This is a genomic window from Burkholderia lata (assembly GCF_000012945.1).
In the GTDB taxonomy this organism is placed as follows: Bacteria; Pseudomonadota; Gammaproteobacteria; order Burkholderiales; family Burkholderiaceae; genus Burkholderia; species Burkholderia lata.
Genome location: NC_007510.1, coordinates 1509824 through 1527381, shown reverse-complemented (window position 1 = coordinate 1527381; position 17558 = coordinate 1509824). Strand labels below are relative to the sequence as shown.

At 67.1% G+C, this 17558-nt stretch carries 15 protein-coding genes and 1 pseudogene; 3 read left to right on the top strand and 13 right to left on the bottom strand.

Annotation, left to right across the window (positions count from 1 at the left end):
• Positions 1-17: 17 nt before the first annotated feature.
• On the bottom strand, positions 18-2642 hold the full coding sequence (gene alaS, locus BCEP18194_RS12865; protein ID WP_041492808.1) for an alanine--tRNA ligase: 2625 nt from the start codon (positions 2640-2642) through the stop codon (positions 18-20).
• A 249-nt stretch (positions 2643-2891) separates the two neighbouring features.
• On the opposite strand from alaS, the gene BCEP18194_RS12860 reads away from it, so the two are divergent.
• Positions 2892-4112 carry a CaiB/BaiF CoA transferase family protein gene (locus BCEP18194_RS12860; protein WP_011351718.1) on the top strand — a complete coding sequence of 407 codons (1221 nt, stop codon included), beginning with the start codon at positions 2892-2894 and terminating at the stop codon, positions 4110-4112.
• A gap of 72 nt (positions 4113-4184) precedes the next feature.
• On the opposite strand, the gene BCEP18194_RS12855 is transcribed toward BCEP18194_RS12860, so the two are convergent.
• Together BCEP18194_RS12855 and BCEP18194_RS12850 are read right to left on the bottom strand one after the other, a co-directional pair.
• Positions 4185-4739, bottom strand: coding sequence for an RBBP9/YdeN family alpha/beta hydrolase (locus BCEP18194_RS12855; RefSeq protein ID WP_011351717.1), 555 nt, complete (start codon positions 4737-4739; stop codon positions 4185-4187).
• 178 nt (positions 4740-4917) lie between these two features.
• A complete protein-coding gene (locus tag BCEP18194_RS12850) occupies positions 4918-5127 on the bottom strand; it encodes an ornithine acetyltransferase (protein WP_011351716.1) in 210 nt (69 codons plus the stop codon).
• Positions 5128-5375: 248 nt separating this feature from the next.
• On the opposite strand from BCEP18194_RS12850, the gene BCEP18194_RS12845 reads away from it, so the two are divergent.
• Positions 5376-7085 (top strand): glutamine--tRNA ligase/YqeY domain fusion protein, encoded by a 1710-nt coding sequence (locus BCEP18194_RS12845; protein WP_011351715.1) that lies wholly within the window; start codon positions 5376-5378, stop codon positions 7083-7085.
• A gap of 138 nt (positions 7086-7223) precedes the next feature.
• Here BCEP18194_RS12845 and BCEP18194_RS12840 read toward each other — a convergent pair whose 3' ends face one another.
• The 3 genes from BCEP18194_RS12840 to BCEP18194_RS12830 form a co-directional block, all read right to left on the bottom strand.
• Complete coding sequence (locus BCEP18194_RS12840) at positions 7224-7694, bottom strand: NUDIX hydrolase (protein ID WP_011351714.1); 471 nt, start codon at positions 7692-7694, stop codon at positions 7224-7226.
• A gap of 11 nt (positions 7695-7705) precedes the next feature.
• Positions 7706-8092: a hypothetical protein gene (locus BCEP18194_RS12835; protein WP_011351713.1), complete on the bottom strand. Its 387-nt coding sequence runs from the start codon at positions 8090-8092 to the stop codon at positions 7706-7708.
• A gap of 126 nt (positions 8093-8218) precedes the next feature.
• A complete protein-coding gene (locus BCEP18194_RS12830) occupies positions 8219-9604 on the bottom strand; it encodes a cytochrome-c peroxidase (protein ID WP_011351712.1) in 1386 nt (461 codons plus the stop codon).
• A 225-nt stretch (positions 9605-9829) separates the two neighbouring features.
• On the opposite strand from BCEP18194_RS12830, the gene BCEP18194_RS12825 reads away from it, so the two are divergent.
• Positions 9830-11416 (top strand): acid phosphatase, encoded by a 1587-nt coding sequence (locus BCEP18194_RS12825; protein WP_011351711.1) that lies wholly within the window; start codon positions 9830-9832, stop codon positions 11414-11416.
• A gap of 118 nt (positions 11417-11534) precedes the next feature.
• On the opposite strand, the gene BCEP18194_RS42055 is transcribed toward BCEP18194_RS12825, so the two are convergent.
• From BCEP18194_RS42055 to BCEP18194_RS12795, 7 genes and pseudogenes are all read right to left on the bottom strand, one after another.
• The gene (locus BCEP18194_RS42055) at positions 11535-11831 is read right to left on the bottom strand and encodes a DUF3331 domain-containing protein (RefSeq protein ID WP_425266336.1); all 297 of its coding nucleotides are present in this window, start codon (positions 11829-11831) and stop codon (positions 11535-11537) included.
• 45 nt (positions 11832-11876) lie between these two features.
• Positions 11877-11996: pseudogene (locus tag BCEP18194_RS42050) on the bottom strand (DUF3331 domain-containing protein); the annotation flags it as partial.
• A 93-nt stretch (positions 11997-12089) separates the two neighbouring features.
• A complete protein-coding gene (locus BCEP18194_RS12815; protein ID WP_011351709.1) occupies positions 12090-13568 on the bottom strand; it encodes an alginate export family protein in 1479 nt (492 codons plus the stop codon).
• Positions 13565-14260: a YoaK family protein gene (locus tag BCEP18194_RS12810; protein ID WP_011351708.1), complete on the bottom strand. Its 696-nt coding sequence runs from the start codon at positions 14258-14260 to the stop codon at positions 13565-13567. Before BCEP18194_RS12810 ends, BCEP18194_RS12815 begins: the two co-directional genes overlap by 4 nt.
• Positions 14257-15171 carry a VOC family protein gene (locus tag BCEP18194_RS12805; protein WP_011351707.1) on the bottom strand — a complete coding sequence of 305 codons (915 nt, stop codon included), beginning with the start codon at positions 15169-15171 and terminating at the stop codon, positions 14257-14259. Before BCEP18194_RS12805 ends, BCEP18194_RS12810 begins: the two co-directional genes overlap by 4 nt.
• A gap of 40 nt (positions 15172-15211) precedes the next feature.
• Positions 15212-15667 (bottom strand): DoxX family protein, encoded by a 456-nt coding sequence (locus tag BCEP18194_RS12800; protein WP_011351706.1) that lies wholly within the window; start codon positions 15665-15667, stop codon positions 15212-15214.
• A gap of 1 nt (position 15668) precedes the next feature.
• A complete protein-coding gene (locus BCEP18194_RS12795; RefSeq protein WP_011351705.1) occupies positions 15669-17558 on the bottom strand; it encodes an amidohydrolase in 1890 nt (629 codons plus the stop codon).

Here is a 17558-nt window from a genome sequence, read left to right as displayed (position 1 = left end):
CGCATCGGTCGGAACGATCAGAGCCGCTCTTCGACCCAGCCCTTCACGCCAGCCAGCGCGCCCGGCAGGTTCGCCGGCTCGGTGCCGCCTGCCTGCGCCATGTCCGGACGGCCGCCGCCCTTGCCGCCGACCTGCTGCGCGACGAAGTTCACGAGCTCGCCGGCCTTGACCTTCTTGCTCGCGTCGGGCGTGACACCCGCGATCAGGCTGACCTTGCCGCTTTCGACGGCTGCCAGCACGATCGCCGCGCTCTTCAGCTTGTCCTTCAGCTTGTCGACCGTTTCGCGCAGCGTCTTCGCGTCGGCGCCGTCGAGCGTCGCGGCCAGCACGAACACGCCGCCGATTTCGACGGCCTGCTGCGCGAGCTCGTCGCCCTGGCTCGATGCGAGCTTCGACTTCAGCGCGCCCAGTTCCTTCTCGAGCGACTTCACCTGGTCCTGCACCTGCGCGATACGCTGCGTGAGTTCCGACGGCTGCGCCTTCAGCGCGGCCGCGGCTTCGTTCACGCGCGCGTCGAGTTCCTGCACGTAGCGCACCGCGTTGTCGCCGGTGATCGCCTCGACACGGCGGATGCCGGCCGCGACGCCGCCTTCGACGACGATCTTGAAGAAGCCGATGTCGCCGCTGCGGCTCACGTGCGTGCCGCCGCACAGTTCGCGCGAGAAGCCGAGGTCGAGCACGCGCACTTCATCGCCGTACTTCTCGCCGAACAGCGCCATCGCGCCGCCCTTCACCGCTTCGTCGTACGGCATCACGCGCACGATGCCCGGCGCGTTCGCGAGGATTTCGTTGTTGACGATCTGCTCGACGCGACGGATTTCGTCGTCGGTCATCGGCGCGTTGTGCGCGAAGTCGAAACGGGTCTTTTCCGCGTCGACCAGCGAACCCTTCTGCTGCACGTGCGCGCCGAGCACTTCGCGCAGCGCCTTGTGCATCAGGTGGGTGGCCGAGTGGTTGCGCTGCGTGCGGGCGCGGCGATGCGCGTCGATTTCCGCGCGCAGCACGTCGCCGACCTTCAGCGTGCCCTGCTCCAGCGTGCCGTGGTGACCGATCACGTCAGCCTGCACCTTCAGCGTATCGGCCACCGCGAAGCGCGTCGCGGCGTTCGCGAGCACGCCCTGGTCGCCGACCTGGCCGCCCGATTCCGCGTAGAACGGCGTGTGGTCGAGCACGACGACCGCGTCCTGGCCGGTCTTCACTTCGTTGACCGACGAACCGTCGACGTACAGCGCGACGATCTTCGCGTCGTCGAACGCGATTTCTTCATAGCCGTGGAACGTGGTCTTCGCGCCCGTGTATTCGAGGCCCTGCGCGGCCTTGAACTTGCCGGCCGCACGCGCCTGTTCCCGCTGGCGCGCCATCGCGTCGTCGAATGCCGGCTCGTCGACCGTCATCCCGCGCTCGCGGCACACGTCGGCCGTGAGGTCGAGCGGGAAGCCGTAGGTGTCGTGCAGCTTGAACGCGAGCTCGCCGTCGAGCACCTTGCCGCCCTTCGCTTCGACGTCGGCCAGCGCGCCTTCGAGGATCGACATGCCGTGCTCGATCGTCTCGAAGAAGCGCTCTTCTTCCTGGCGCAGCACGTCGGTCACGCGCTGTTCGGCTTCCTTCAGCTCCGGATACGCGACGCCCATCTCGGCGACGAGGTCGGCCACCAGCTTGTGGAAGAACGAGCCCTTGCGGCCGAGCTTGTAGCCGTGGCGGATCGCGCGGCGCACGATCCGGCGCAGCACGTAGCCGCGGCCTTCGTTGCCGGGGATCACGCCGTCGACGATCAGGAACGAGCATGCGCGGATGTGATCGGCGATCACCTTCAGCGAGTTGTTCGTGAGGTCGCTGATTTCGGTCACGCGCGCGGCGGCCTTGATCAGGTTCTGGAACAGGTCGATCTCGTAGTTGCTGTGCACGTGCTGCAGCACCGCGGCGAGACGCTCGAGGCCCATGCCGGTGTCGACCGACTGCTTCGGCAGGCGCGTCATGTTGCCCTGCGCGTCGCGGTTGAACTGCATGAACACGAGGTTCCAGATCTCGATGTAGCGATCGCCGTCTTCTTCAGGCGACCCCGGCGGGCCGCCCCACACGTCCGGGCCGTGGTCGTAGAAGATTTCGGTACACGGGCCGCACGGGCCGGTGTCGCCCATCGTCCAGAAGTTGTCCGATGCGTAGCGCGCGCCCTTGTTGTCGCCGATGCGGATGATGCGCTCGGTCGGCACGCCGACTTCCTTCGCCCAGATGTCGTAGGCCTCGTCGTCTTCCTGGTACACGGTGACCCACAGCTTGTCCTTCGGCAGCTGGTAGACCGTGGTCAGCAGCTCCCACGCGAACTTGATCGCGTCGTGCTTGAAGTAGTCGCCGAACGAGAAGTTGCCGAGCATCTCGAAGAACGTGTGGTGACGCGCCGTGTAGCCGACGTTCTCGAGGTCGTTGTGCTTGCCGCCCGCGCGCACGCTGCGCTGCGCCGTCGTGGCGCGCGAGTACGGACGCGGATCCGTGCCGAGGAACACGTCCTTGAACTGGACCATGCCCGAGTTCGTGAACATCAGCGTGGGGTCGTTACCGGGCACGAGGCTCGACGAGCGGACGATCGTGTGGCCCTTCGATTCGAAGAATTTGAGGAATTTCTCGCGGATTTCGGCAGCTTTCATGGCGTGCGGGGACAGTCTGGCAAAGACGGCTTCAAACGCCGGCGCCCTTGTCGGGGCGCGCGGCGGCATGGATTCGGAAACGATCGATTATACGGGATCGGGGCCGGCTTCCGGGCAAAGCGCCGGAAAGCGGCTCGGCCATCCGGCCGGCCCGGGTGGGCCACCCGCGGGGCCGATTCGCCTTAAGATGCTCGGCATGCCAACCGGCCTTGCCCGACAAGGCCAGCCATGAAAGGAGACGATTCGACGATGGGTGCCCTGAGCCATATCCGCGTGCTGGACCTCACCCGCGTGCTCGCGGGCCCGTGGTGCGCGCAGACGCTTGCCGATTTCGGCGCGGACGTGATCAAGGTCGAGCGCCCGGGCGCCGGCGACGACACGCGCCACTGGGGGCCGCCGTACCTGAAGGATGCGGACGGCGCGGATACCGCCGAGGCTGCGTACTACCTCGCGGCGAACCGCAACAAGCGCTCGGTGACGGTCGACATCGCGACGCCCGAAGGCCAGCAGATTGTGCGCGAGCTTGCCGCGCAGAGCGACGTCGTGCTCGAGAACTACAAGGTCGGCCAGTTGAAGAAATACGGGCTCGATTACGACTCGCTGCGCGCGGTGAAGCCCGATCTCGTCTACTGCTCGGTCACCGGCTTCGGCCAGACGGGCCCGTATGCGCACCGCGCGGGCTACGACTTCATCATCCAGGGGATCGGCGGCTTCATGAGCATCACCGGCGAGCGCGACGGCGAGCCGGGCGGCGGCCCGCAGAAGGCCGGTGTCGCGATCGCCGACCTCGCGACCGGCCTCTACTCGACGATCGCGGTACTCGCCGCGCTCGCGCACCGCGACCGGACCGGCGAAGGCCAGTACATCGACATGGCGCTGCTCGACGTGCAGGTCGCGCTGCTCGCGAACATGAACACCAACTTCCTCGCGAGCGGCAAGCCGCCGGTGCGCTGGGGCAATGCGCATCCGAACATCGTGCCGTACCAGACGTTCCAGACGCGCGACGGCTGGATCATCGTCGCGGTCGGCAACGACGGCCAGTTCCGCAACTTCGTCGAGGCCGGCGGCCAGCCCGGGCTGGCGGACGACGAGCGTTTCGCGACGAATCCGTCGCGCGTGCGCCACCGCGACACGCTGGTGCCGATCCTCGCGGAAATGGTGAAGGCGCGCGACAAGGCCGACTGGATCGGTGCGCTCGAAGCGGCCGGCGTGCCGTGCGGGCCGATCAACGATCTCGACGAGGTGTTCGACAACGAGCAGGTGGTCGCGCGCGGGATGCAGGTATCGCTGCCGCACCCGTGCGGCGCGGACGCGAAACTCGTGCGCAACCCGATCCGGATGAGCGCGACGCCGCCGGACGCACGCACGGCCCCGCCGCTGCTCGGCGCGCAGACCGACGACGTGCTGCGCGACATGCTCGGCTACGACGACGCGAAGATCGCCGCGCTGCGGGCGAAACAGGCGATCTGAACGCGGGAGTTGGCGCGGGTGCGGGCGGGCTGGCCGTGGCAGCGGCCGCAACCACCGCCCCGCCCTGCGCTGTCAATCGCCACGAGCGAGCGCGTCGAGCCAGCCGCGCGCCTCGGGCCAGTCGCCGAGCCCGCTGTCCGCGTTGATGTGGCCACGCGGGCCGATATCGTGGAATACGCTGCCCCACGCGTTCGCGCAGGTGCGCGCGAACGCGAGCGAGCCATACGGATCGTCGCTGCTGGCGACGACGCAGGTCGGAAACGGCAGCCGTTCGTATGGCACGGGCCCGAAGCCGTGCGCATCGGCCGGAAACGCGGGACCGTCGGGATCAGGCAACGCGACGAGCAGCGCGCCGCGCACTTTCGCGAGCGCGGCCGGGCGCGCATAGCGCGTCGCCCACCACGCGGTGGTCAGCGTGCCGAGGCTGTGACCGGCAAGCAGCACCGGCCCGCACGCGGCTTCGACCGCGCGATCGAGTGCGAGACACCAGCCGTTGCGGAATGCACTATCCCAGTCGGGCATCGCGACGCGCGAGAAACGTGCATCGGCACGCTCCCAGCGGCTCTGCCAGTGAAGCGGGCCCGAATTGGCGTAGCCCGGCAGGACGAGAACGGGGAATCGGCTCATGGAAAGTGCGTCGACGAGTGAAATCGTTATGGTGCGTCGGCGCAGTGTCGCACACCCGTTCCTCCCTGATGCTGCCTGTCTGATACCGGAAGGATGTGCGTGGGGTCGGGACGCGTTGAGCACCGCGTCGCGACCGGACGACAAGCCGCCGTGCAGGCGGCTCGCGTCATGTCATCGGTCAGCGCACGTTCGCGCCGACGATACCGCCTGCCGCTGCGCCGGCGACCGTGCCGAGCGGGCCGCCCGTCACCAGGTAGCCGAGCGCGCCGCCCGCGGCCGCGCCGATACCGGCATTGCGCTGCGTATGCGTCATGGCGCATGCGCCGAGTTGCGACAGGGCCGCGACGATCACGGCGGTACGAACGATAAACGTGGTCTTCTTCATCATGATTTTTAGTTTCCTCCCGCCGCGCGGCAACCCGAACGGCGGCATTGAATCGGTGAAGCCATCATAGGCAACGCCAAACGGCCCGGGCAATCCGATTTACGTCGTGTTACAGCCGACACAATATCGAGATAATCGGTCGAAACCCGCCCCCGCCATGCTGCAAGCCGCGCGGGACGGACCCCGGTCAGGTAGAATCACGGGATTAAACCGGCGCGACGCGCGCGCCGACACAACCTGACGCCATCCGCATGAGCACCGAACGCAACGACGCCCCCGCGGCTTCCAATTTCATCCGCAACATCATCGACGACGACAACCGCACCGGCAAATGGAGCGGCCGCGTCGAGACGCGCTTTCCGCCCGAGCCGAACGGCTATCTGCACATCGGGCACGCCAAGAGCATCTGCCTGAACTTCAGCGTCGCGCGCGACTACGGTGGCGTGTGCCACCTGCGCTTCGACGATACGAACCCGGAAAAGGAAAGCGTCGAATACGTCGATTCGATCGTCGACGCGGTGCGCTGGCTCGGCTTCGACTGGCGCAAGGATGCGGTCGATCACCAGTACTTCGCGAGCGACTACTACGACAAGCTGTACGAGTTCGCCGAACTTCTGATCCAGCGCGGCAAGGCGTATGTCGACAGCCAGAGCGCCGATGAAATGCGCGCGAACCGCGGCTCGCTGACGGAAGGCGGCAAGCCGTCGCCGTTCCGCGAGCGCACGCCGGAAGAAAACCTCGACCTGTTCCGCCGCATGAAGGCCGGCGAGTTCAAGGAAGGCGAGCACGTGCTGCGCGCGAAGATCGACATGGCTTCGCCGAACATGAACATGCGCGACCCGGTGATCTACCGGATCCGCTACGCGCACCACTACCGCACCGGCGACGCATGGTGCGTGTACCCGATGTACGACTACACGCACTGCATCTCGGATGCGCTCGAAGGCATCACGCATTCGCTGTGCACGCTCGAATTCGAGGATCACCGACCGCTGTACGACTGGGTGCTGAACGAACTCGCGGAAGCCGGCATGTTCACGCGCCCGCTGCCGCAACAGATCGAATTCTCGCGACTGAACCTCACGTACGCGATCACCAGCAAGCGCAAGCTGCTGCAGCTCGTGACCGAAGGCCACGTCGACGGCTGGGACGACCCGCGGATGCCGACGATCGTCGGCGTGCGCCGCCGCGGCTTCACGCCGGAGAGCATCCACCTGTTCTGCGAGCGGATCGGCGTGACGAAGATCGACTCGTGGATCGACATGAGCATCTTCGAAGGCGCGCTGCGCGACGACCTCGACGACAAGGCCGCACGCACGGTCGCCGTGCTCGATCCGCTGAAGCTCGTGATCGACAACTACCCGGAAGACCTCGAAGAAGCGTGCACGGCGCCCGTGCACCCGCACCACCCGGACCGCGGCGTGCGCACGTTCCCGATCTCGCGCGAGCTGTGGATCGAGCGCGAGGACTTCGTCGAGAACCCGCCGAAGGGCTATTTCCGCCTGTTCCCGGGCAACAAGGTGCGCCTGCGCTACGGCTACGTGATCGAGTGCACGGGCTTCGACAAGGACGCCGACGGCAACGTGACGGCCGTGCACTGCAACTACTTCCCGGACAGCAAGTCGGGTACCGAAGGCGCGAACACGTACAAGGTCAAGGGCAACATCCACTGGGTCAGCGCGAAGCATGCGCAACCGGCCGAAGTGCGGATCTACGACCGCCTGTTCAAGGAGCCGCATCCGGACGCGGGCGGCGCGAACTTCCTCGAAGCGCTGAATCCCGATTCGAAGAAGATCGTGCAGGCATATATCGAACCGGGCAACGACGACATCGCGCCGGAAACGCGCCTGCAGTTCGAGCGTCACGGCTACTTCGTGGCGGATCGCGTCGATTCGAAGCCGGGCAAGCCGGTGTTCAACCGGATCGTCGGGCTGCGCGACAGCTGGGGCAAGCCGGCGTAACGGCGTGCTTCACGCGCGGCGGTGTGCGGCTTCGAAAGCCACCGTCGCGTGACCATGAAAAAACCGGCCCCAGGGCCGGTTTTTTGTTGCGTGCCATGAAGCGAAGCCAGGGCACATGGCAACGGAAGCCGTCGCTCGTTACCCGCCCATCAGCCGCCGATGCAACTCCACCAGCGACAGCTTCGTGCGAAACAGCCGCGCGAGGCTGCGGCTTGCAAACGCATCGATGTCGCCGGGCACGGTCCAGCGATACGCATCCATCTCGGGAATCATCGAGCCGTCGCGACGACTCGGGAACAGCGACGTGCACGTGCAGTGCGCGAGATCGACTTCATCGTCGGCCACGCACACCGCGAACAGGTGAAGATCCTTGTCGTGCCGGTACGCGAAGCGGCCAAGATCGAGCAGCCGATCGGCGCCGAACACGAGACCGGTTTCCTCAAGCAGTTCACGCAGCGCCGCGTCGGCCGGCGACTCGCCCGGCTCGCCCTGCCCCTTCGGGATATCCCAGTGCGTGGTATCCGTCGCATGCGCGAGGAACACGCGGCCGGCCCCATCGAGGATCACGACGCCGCACGACACCGTGCGCGGCGCGCCGCCCCGCTTCATCACCCGCGTGCTCAGCGCTTCTGCAGCTGCCACTTGCCCGCGTCGGTCTTGCAATAGACGGGCTTGAGCGTCATCGTCTGGCCCTTTGCGGTGATTTCGGTGGCGATTTCACGGCAGGTCTTGCCGTCCGTCTCGGTCGTGGTCGGCGTGAGCTTCGCATCGATCTGCGTGCCGCGGCCGCTGCTTTGCCACGTCGTGGTCTCGCCGTCCTTGCCTTCGTCGCGCACCTGCACCACGGCCTTCGAAAGCGACGCGCGGTCGGTCTTGCTGAAGTAGCTGAGCGGCGTGTCGTTCAGGAAGTTCAGGTTGTTCTGCGCATGGGCGGGCAGCATCGCGGCTGCGCACGCGGCGCCGGCCAGCACGCGCGTGACGACGGAAAGGGATGCACGCATCGACATGTTGTTCTCCTTGGATGTTCGATCGAACGGCGCGGTGCATGCCGGCGAACCGGGGGCCGGCCATCCGGCACGCACACTGCGCCTGTCAGCGAGCGAGGATAGCATGCGTGCCGTCTGCGCCGCCTTCTAGTGGCCGGCCGGCGCGGCCGTTTGCTGATATCCGTCAGTCAGCGTACCGAGGAACGCGATCACGTCCTTGATCTCCGCCGCGTTCAGCGCGGGCTGCTCGCCGCGCTTGCGATCGAACGGCGCCTCGCGGTTGATGTTCGGCCAGTAGCGCTTGGGCAGGTCGTCATAAATCTGCACCTTGCCGTGCACGACCGGATAGAACTTCTCCGGATGGATGTCTCGCTCGACGTAGAAGCGCATCACGTCCTCCAGCGTGTGATACACGCCGTTGTGGAAGAACGTCTTGCGCAGCGCGACGTTGCGCAGCGACGGCGTGCGGAACAACCCGCAGAATTCGTCGCGGCCCTTCAGGTCGGTACGCTCGGGGCCACACGCACCGAGATCGTAAAAACGCGGGACGCGATTGACGGGCAGCGCGCGGTTGCGCGGCACCGCAATCGCGATCAGCCCGAAATCGCTGAACTGCGGCGGCGTGCCGTCGAGCGCGCGCTGGCTGATGTGGCAGCTCGCGCAATTGCCCTTCTTCTCGTCGTTGAACAGCTGCAGGCCGCGCAGTTCAGTCGGCGTGAGCTGCGCATGGCCGGCGAGATACGCGTCGTACTTGCTCGTGTACGGCGAGAACAGTTCGGGCGTCTGCTCGAACGTCTCGAGCGCACGCAGCACGGCCTTGAACGTGGCCGCGTCGTCGTCGAGCACCTTCACGCCGAACACCGCGCGGAACTCGTCCGCATACGACGCCGCCTTCACGGCCTGCGCGACCTTCGCGGGCGAGCTGTTCATCTCGAACGGCGACGTGAGCGGAATGCGCGCCTGCTCGGCGCCCGTGTCGACGCGGCCGTCCCACGTGAGGCCGCCCGTCGGGCCCGCATCGACGCTCTCGTCGCCTTCGTCGTCGGAATCGTGGAAGTGCTCGGTGAACTGCGGCACGCCCTGCAGGTACTTGAGCGACGGCACCGCGCGAAAGCCCGGGCGCTTCATGTCGTCGCCGCCGAACTGCACGGCCAGCGCATTGGGCGGCCCGAACGCGTGATCGGGGCTGTGGCACGACGCGCATGCGAGCTTGCCGGAACCTGACAGCGTAGGGTCAAAGAAAAGTTGCTTGCCGAGCGCCGTCATCCGGCGCACGCCTTCGTAAACTTGTGCCCGCGTCTGCGGCTGGTTCGTTTCGACCACCGCGCCACTGGCGGCAACCGTTGCGGACGCAACCACATTGGCGGCGCCCGGCGCGCTTGCCGCGCTCGCGGCCTGCACGGGCGGCGCGCCTGCCCCCGGCTGTCCGTCACAGCCGGCAAGGGTTGCAAGCGTGGTGGCCAGCGCGAATGCGCCGGTCAGGTGCAGCCACGAACGCGCGAACGCGCCGGCTGTCGGTTGGCGAGGCTTCATCGATTCGTCGGAAAGTGGGTTCAGGAGCGGCCGGAGTTTATGTCAGCCGCATGACCGTTACATGACGACCAATCGACAGCTAATCGAAAGGACGCCTACACCCGGCTGTCAAATCGCACCCTCAAAATGCTTACAGCCGGACATACCACGGTTACCCTCGCGAACCGGCGGTACACGAATGCTCCGGTTCCCCACGCGACAAGAGAGAGATAGAGAGTACAACGGATGAAAAACCACGCCTGGATTCGCTTTACACCGATCGCCGTTGCCGCGGCCGCGGCCCTCACTGCCTGCGGCGGCGACGACGTGCAGCAGCAAGGCCTGTCGACGGTGAAGAACGTCGTCGTGATCTACGCGGAAAACCGCAGCTTCGACAACCTGTACGGCAACTTCCCGGGCGCGAACGGCCTGCAGAACGTGACTGCAGCAAGCGCGCAGCAGAAGGACCGCAACGGCCAGCCGCTCGCGACGCTGCCGAAGGTCTGGGGCGGCCTGACCGCGAAGGGCGTCACGCCGGCCGTGACCGAAGCGATGACGGCCAACCTGCCGAACGCACCGTTCGCGATCGACGACCCGAACGGCTTCAACACGTCGATGAGCGTGACGACGCGCGACCTGTATCACCGCTTCTACGAGAACCAGATGCAGATCAACGGCGGCAAGAACGACATGTTCGCCGCCTGGGCCGACTCGGGCGGCCTCGTGATGGGCCACTACACGCCCGACGCGACGAAGCTGCCGCTGTGGAAGATCGCGCAGCAGTTCACGCTGGCCGACAACTTCTTCATGGGCGCGTTCGGCGGCTCGTTCCTGAACCACCAGTACCTGATCTGCGCGTGCGCGCCGTTCTACGCGAACGCGGACAAGAGCCCGGCCGCCGGTTCGATCTCGGCTGTCGCCGCAGACGGCAAGTCGCTGCAGCTCGCGACCAACTCGCCGGCTTCCGCGCTCGACGGCATTCCGAAGTTCGTGAACTCGGGCAACCTGACGCCGGACTTCTACGCGATCAACACGATGCAGCCGCCGTACCAGCCGAGCGGCAACAAGGCGGCATCGGGCGGCGACCCGAACCTCGCCGACCCGTCGGCCGCATCGACGCTGCCGCCGCAATCGCAACAGAACATCGGCGACCTGCTGACCAACGCGGGCGTGTCGTGGGCATGGTACGGCGGTGCGTGGAACCAGGCGCTGCAGGCCGCGCAAAGCGGCACGGCGAACGTGATCTACGGCCCGAACATGACGGCGCCGAACTTCCAGCCGCACCACCAGCCGTTCAACTACTACGCGAACCAGGCACCGGGCAGCGCAAGCCGCGCGCAGCACTTGCTCGACGGCGGCACCGACGGCAGCGAGTTCATCAAGGCGATCGACGCGGGCACGCTGCCGCAGGTCTCGTTCTACAAGCCGCAGGGCAACCTGAACGAACACGCGGGCTACACGGACGTCTCGAGCGGCGACCAGCACATCGCGAACCTGATCGCCCACCTGCAGGCCAGCCCGCAGTGGAAGAACATGGTCGTGGTCGTCACGTACGACGAAAACGGCGGCTTCTGGGATCACGTGTCGCCGCCGAAGGGCGACCGCTGGGGCCCGGGCACGCGGATTCCGGCACTCATCGTGTCGCCGTTCTCGAAGAAGGGTTTCGTCGACCACACGCAGTACGACACCGCGTCGATCCTGCGCTTCATCACGCGCCGCTTCTCGCTGCCGCGCCTCACGGGCCTGCAGCAACGCGACGACGCGCTGAAGGCCAACGGCGGGCAGCCGATGGGCGACCTGACGAACGCGCTGCAACTGTCGCCGAACCTGTAACGGCTGAGCGGCACTGCGATGCACCGGCCGGCGCGATGCCGGCCACGACATGACAAAGGGCGGCTTCGGCCGCCCTTTGTCATTGCGCAACCGCAAACGCAAGCACGTGTGTGCCGCGTCACCCGCCGTGCTTCAGCCCGGCGCCATCGAGTGCGATGGCCAGAATCATCGCGCGTGCATTCGGTGGCGTCGGTCGTCCGCTCGGGCGGAACACGTCGTCCCCGCACGCGATCCGCGCGCCCGACAGCACGCAGACACCGGCCTGCCGTGCGCGCCCCGGTTTCCAGTGCTGCTCGCCGAAATGCGCACGCCCCGGCTCGACCCAGCGTACGACCAGCAGCTGTGCCGAGCGCTCGAGCACCTGGACGTGCGGGCGAACCGTCGACACGCGCGGACGATCGAGCGCCGCCGCCAGGATCATTGCATTCGGCTCGAACGGCGCCCGCCCGCGCGGACTGAACACAGCGTCGCCGCAGACGATCTTCTCGCCCGACAGCGCGCAGTGGCCCGAGCGAAGCGCACGCCCGGGCGTCCAGCGCTGCTCCGCACCGCCCGGCCCAAGCCAGCGCACGATCAGCATCTCGTCCGAAAAAGCGAGCACCTGCACACGCGCCTTCATTCGACACCACGCATCAGGCAGCGATTCGCCGACGGACGCGCCGCGACACGCGGGCTACCACCCATACTTCAGCTCGACCCCGACGTAGTCGGCGTTGTGCCCGCCCGCCTGGCGGATCGCATCGCCGACCTGGAAATGCACGGCCTCGATCGCACCGATCAGGTTCGCGGCGATCGTCCAGTCCGCCCGCAGCTGCACGTACATCCCGGTCCACAGCCCGCCCTTGCCCGCCGTGCCCGGCACCACCGCGTTGCCCTGCTGGTAGACCGCATCGCCGGTCGTCTCGCGCCACTGGAACCCGAGCGCGCCGAGCAGCGACAGGTTCGGCGACGGCTTCAACGTCACCGACGGCTTCACGTGGATCAGGTTCGAATACCCGGTGAAGCCGGCCAGCGTGAAGTAATAGCCGTTCGGAAACAGCGGGTTGAAGGTTTCGACACGGCCGTCATGCGGATGCCGGTCGCCCGACGCCGCGTCGACCTGCAGCGCGATGCGTGGCGACCACGGCGCGTCGAGCCGGTAGCCGGCGATCGAGCCGACCGCCCACGCGCGGATCGTGCTGCTGCCGACCGTACCCGTCTGCAGCATCGTTTCGAGATCCCAGTCGAAGCGGCCTTGCGTCCCGGTGTAACGCAGGTCCCACACGTCGCGACGCTCGGCACCGCTCGCATCCAGAAAGCGCGCGTTGCTGCGGTTGTAGCGCGACCAGTAGCCCGACAGGTCGCCGGGCCCCACCGACTGCCGCTCGAAGCGCACGCCGCTGAACGTGAGGTCGCGGTTCGACACATCATCGAACGTGGACACGCTGCGGTTCTGCACCGGCTGGGTCGCATACGCGATGAAACGCCACTTCTGGTATTCGTAGTCGGCCCATAGCGCATCGAACGCCTGCCGCACGTTCGGACCGTCGCGCGCGGCGATGAAGCGCTGCAAGTCGAACGCCATCTCCTGCCGGCCGACGCGGAACTTGAACGTGCCGCCGCCGAGCGCGCCCGTGTAGGTCGCGAATGCCTGTTCGAGATCGAGCGGATTCTTGTCGACCGGCGAGATCGTGTTCTTGCCGAACGCGCGGTCGTCCTGCAACTGCACGAAGAACTGCCAGTGCTGGCCGAGATGCGCATCGGCATGCACTTCGACGCGCTGGATCAGGTACGTATCCGATTGCGCGGATCCGATGCCGAACAGTGGCGCGTCGTTGGTCTCGAGACGCTCGCGCAGGTTCACGCCGAGCGACAGATAGGAGGCCGGATCGTTTCCCAGCGGAATGTATTTCAAGCCGTCGAGCGGTGCGCGCGGCACGCACGGATTCGCGAGCACCGACCAGTCTTCCTGCCAGCGGTTGAACAGCACGGTCGGCCGCTTGGCCGTGCACGTCGATGCGGTGCCGTCCGTGGCCGGTGCCGAAGCCGATGCCGGCGACGTTTGCGCGAACGCCACGCCGCGCCCGGCGAGCAGCAGCCCCGCGACGACGGACACGCGTGCGGCACGATCGAAGCGGCGGCCGCGATGCGGCCGCTCCCCCTGCAAGCTCATGCGCGCTCCTTCGCAACCGCACCGGCGGATTGCGCCGCGCACAGCGCGAGCACCGCAAGCGCGCAGACCGGCGCGAGCAGCGCCAGAAAGCCGATAGTGCGAAACCCGAGCGCGCCGCACGCCGCACCGAGCGCGAACGCGACGATTGCCGGCAGCATCTTCGCGAAACGCGCGCGGGCCGCCGTGCGCACGCTGTCGGCCGTGCCGGCGGAAAGCATGTCGACGACGTCGAGGATCGCCTGCGTGACGTTGCCGGTCATCACCGTGTTCGGCACGCCCGCGCGCGGGATCACGCGCGAATGCGCGTTCTGCACGCCCATCGCGAACGTGCCGACGATGCCGGCCACGAGCGCCGGCAGGCTGTCGGGATGCGTGACGGGCGTCGCCCACACGCCGGCCGCGCAAAAGCCGAGCAGCAGCACGGCCTGCACCGCATGCAGCGCGCGCGTACCCTGCCATGCGGGCCGCCCCGACATCGACCGCGCGATCAGGCTGCTCGCGATCACGCCGCACACGAACGCGGGAAACACGCTGAGCTTCAGCACGACACCCTGGCCGAAGCCCGCGATGCCCGCGCCGATCAGCACGAAGTTGCCCGTCACGTGCGCGGTGAACAGCCCGAACAGCGCGACGAAGCTCAACGTGTCGACGAAGCCGGCCACCGCGGCAAGGATCGTGTCCTCGTGCTTCATCGCGCCGCGCTCGCGTGGATCTCGGCGACGTAGCCGCCCGGGAACTGCACGAGTGCCGCATCGCGGCCGTCCGACGTGAACGGCGGCACGAGCACGGTCACGCCCGCGGCCTGCGCCTTCTTCAGCGTCGCGGCGAGATCGGGCACTTCGTAGCCGGTCATCTCGCGGCCGAACGGGTAAGGCAGGTGGCCGTCGGTCACGAGCACGGTCATCTTGCCGAAGCCCGACTCGATGCGAATGCGGCGATACGTGTCGTTCGGCCGGCCGATCTCGATGCCCGGCGCCTTGAGGGTGTCGGACACCACCTTGCCGTTCGAGAACTTGACGAAATCGTGCACCAGCTTGCGCACGCTTTCCGGCGACACGTACACGCGGTTCTCCGGCACCGTCTCCAGCGCATCGTAGTGCGGCGCTTCGGTATGCCAATAGAGTTGCATGTTCAGCCCGCCGGTCCAGCGGATGATCGCGTCGCGGCCGATCGGGTCGGGGAACGTGTCGACGATCACGTCCGCACCGTGCGCGCGCGCCGTCTTCATCGCGACGTCGAGGTCGGTCACGAGATAACCGGTGCGCTCCGAGCAGAACGGATACGGAATCGGCGTCTTGAAGCCGAACACCGAGATCGTGCCGGCCGGCGTGAGCACGAGCTGCGACATCGTCTGGCTCGGCGTCGGCGTGACCTGGAACACGCCCTGCTTCGACTTCTTGCCGCCGAACGTCGCGACGAAGCTGTCGGTGAAGCGGTCGAAGTCTTCCGGCGCCACGCACACGTGCGTCGTGTCGTACTGCGGCCCGACGGCCAGCACCGGTACCGGCGGCGTCGGAACCGGCGGTTTCGCGAACGATGCCGGCGCCGCGACGCAGCCAACCGCGACCGTCAGCACGCACAGTGCGGAACGAATGGATTTCATGATCAGGTTTCCTTATTGTGTTATCGAAGGGTGCAACCGGTCACGCGCGGCCGTCGCCGTCCGTGCGCTTCGCATCGGCGAGCCGGGTCGCGAGCACGAGTGCGGCGATCAGCCCGAGATGCTCGAAAAAGCTGTTGAGCGCCATGAAATGCTCGGCGCCCGTGCGGTTCCAGAAATCGTTGGCCACCGCCATCGCGACCAGCGTCAGCATGGCGAGGCTGCCCGCGCCGAGCCACGTGAAGCGGCCCAGCACGATGCACAGCGAGCCGGCGATCTCGACTGCGATCGCCAGCGCGGCCCATAGCGCGGCCGGCTGCAGCCCGAAATGCGCCTGCTCCGCGACCGCGCCGTTGAAGTCCAGCGCCTTCGCGACACCGCCGATCAGGTACGCGGACACCAGCGCCAGGCGCGCAAGCGGCAGCACCCACGGCTGCGCCAGCAGCGCGCGGACCCAGGCCGGGTTGCCGGCGCCGCCGCGAGTGGTCGGAGTCGCCATGTCAGACCGCCCAGCACGAACAGCCGAACGCGCCCCAGAAGCCCTTCGCATCCGACGTCGGCAACGCGCGGCCCCATGCGCCGGCATGCGCATGACCGTGGACGTTGCAGGCGCTCGAGCAGCCGCACATCGCGGCGGCCGCCGCGCGTTGCAGCGGCGCGCCGTTGCGCTGCGTCGCGCCCCAGCCGCCGTAGCCGCCGTACTCGCGCACCGGCGACCAGTCAGGCATCGCGGGCGGAATCGGCGCATCGTGCGACGCGAACGGCCCCGCCCCCCACACGATCCGGCCGCCGACCACCGTCAGCAATGCAGTCGTATCGACGATATCGTCCTCCGCACACGTGAAGAAATCGCGATCCGGGACCATCAGGTCGGCGAGCTGGCCGACCGCGATGCGCCCTTTCTTCCCCTCTTCGTTCGAAAACCACGTCACGTACTCGGTCCACATGCGCAGCGCCGTCTCGCGATCGAGCAGGTTGCGCTGCGGATACATCCGCAGGCCGCCGACCGTCTTGCCCGTCACGAGCCACGCGAGCGACACCCACGGGTTGTACGACGCCACGCGTGTCGCGTCGGTGCCGGCCGACACCTTGATCCCCTTGTCGAGCATCTTCGCGACCGGCGGCGTCGCCTCGGCCGCCTGCGCGCCGTAGCGCTCGACGAAGTATTCGCCCTGGTACGCCATCCGGTGCTGCACTGCAATGCCGCCGCCGAGCGCGGCAATCCGGTCCATCGATTTATCGGAGACCGTTTCCGCATGATCGAAGAACCAGTTCAGCCCGTCGAGCGGAATATCGCGGTTCACCTTCTCGAACACGTCGAGCGCGCGGCTGATCGTCTCGTCGTAGGTCGCATGCATGCGCCACGGCCAGCGGTTCTGTGCGAGCACGCGCACGACGCCTTCGAGATCGTCCTCCATCTGCGCCGGCAGATCCGGGCGCGCGACGCGGAAATCCTCGAAGTCGGCCGCCGAGAACACCAGCATCTCGCCCGCGCCGTTGTGGCGGAAGTAGTCGGTGCCGTCGTGGTACTTGACGCTCTTGGTCCAGTTCACGAAGTCTTCCTTTTCCGCGTTCGGCTTCTGCGTGAACAGGTTGTACGCGATCCGCACGGTCATCTCGCCCGCGTCGTGCAGCTTGCGGATCACTTCGTAATCGTCGGGATAATTCTGCGAACCGCCGCCTGCGTCGATCACGCCCGTCACGCCAAGCCGGTTCAGTTCGCGCATGAAGTGGCGCGTCGAGTTGTACTGGTAGTCGAACGGCAGCTTCGGCCCTTTCGCGAGCGTTGCGTAGAGGATCGTCGCGTTCGGGTTCGCGAGCAGCAGGCCGGTCGGGTTGCCTGCTTCATCGCGCAGGATCGTGCCGCCCGGCGGCTCGGGCGTGTCCTTCGTGTAGCCGACCACCCGCAGCGCGGCCGCATTCAGCAGCGCACGGTCGTACAGGTGCAGGATGAACACCGGCGTATCGGGTGCGACGGCATTGAGTTCGTCGATCGTCGGCAGGCGCTTCTCCGCGAACTGGTGTTCGGTGAAGCCGCCAACCACGCGCACCCATTGCGGCGCAGGCGTGATCGCGACCTGGTGCTTCAGCATCTCCATCGCGACCGCGAGCGAACGCACGCCATCCCAGCGCAGCTCGAGGTTGTAGTTCAGGCCGCCGCGAATCACGTGCGTGTGGTTGTCGATCAGGCCCGGCAGCACGCTGCGGCAATCGAGATCGACGACCTTCGTCGCGCGGCCCGCGAGCGGCACGATATCGGCGTCGGCGCCGACCGCGACGAAGCGGCCGTCCTTGATTGCCACCGCGGTAGCGACGGGGTTCGCATGATCGAGCGTCGTGATGCGCCCGTTGTGCAGGATGAGATCGGGTTGAGTTGCGGTTGCGCTCAT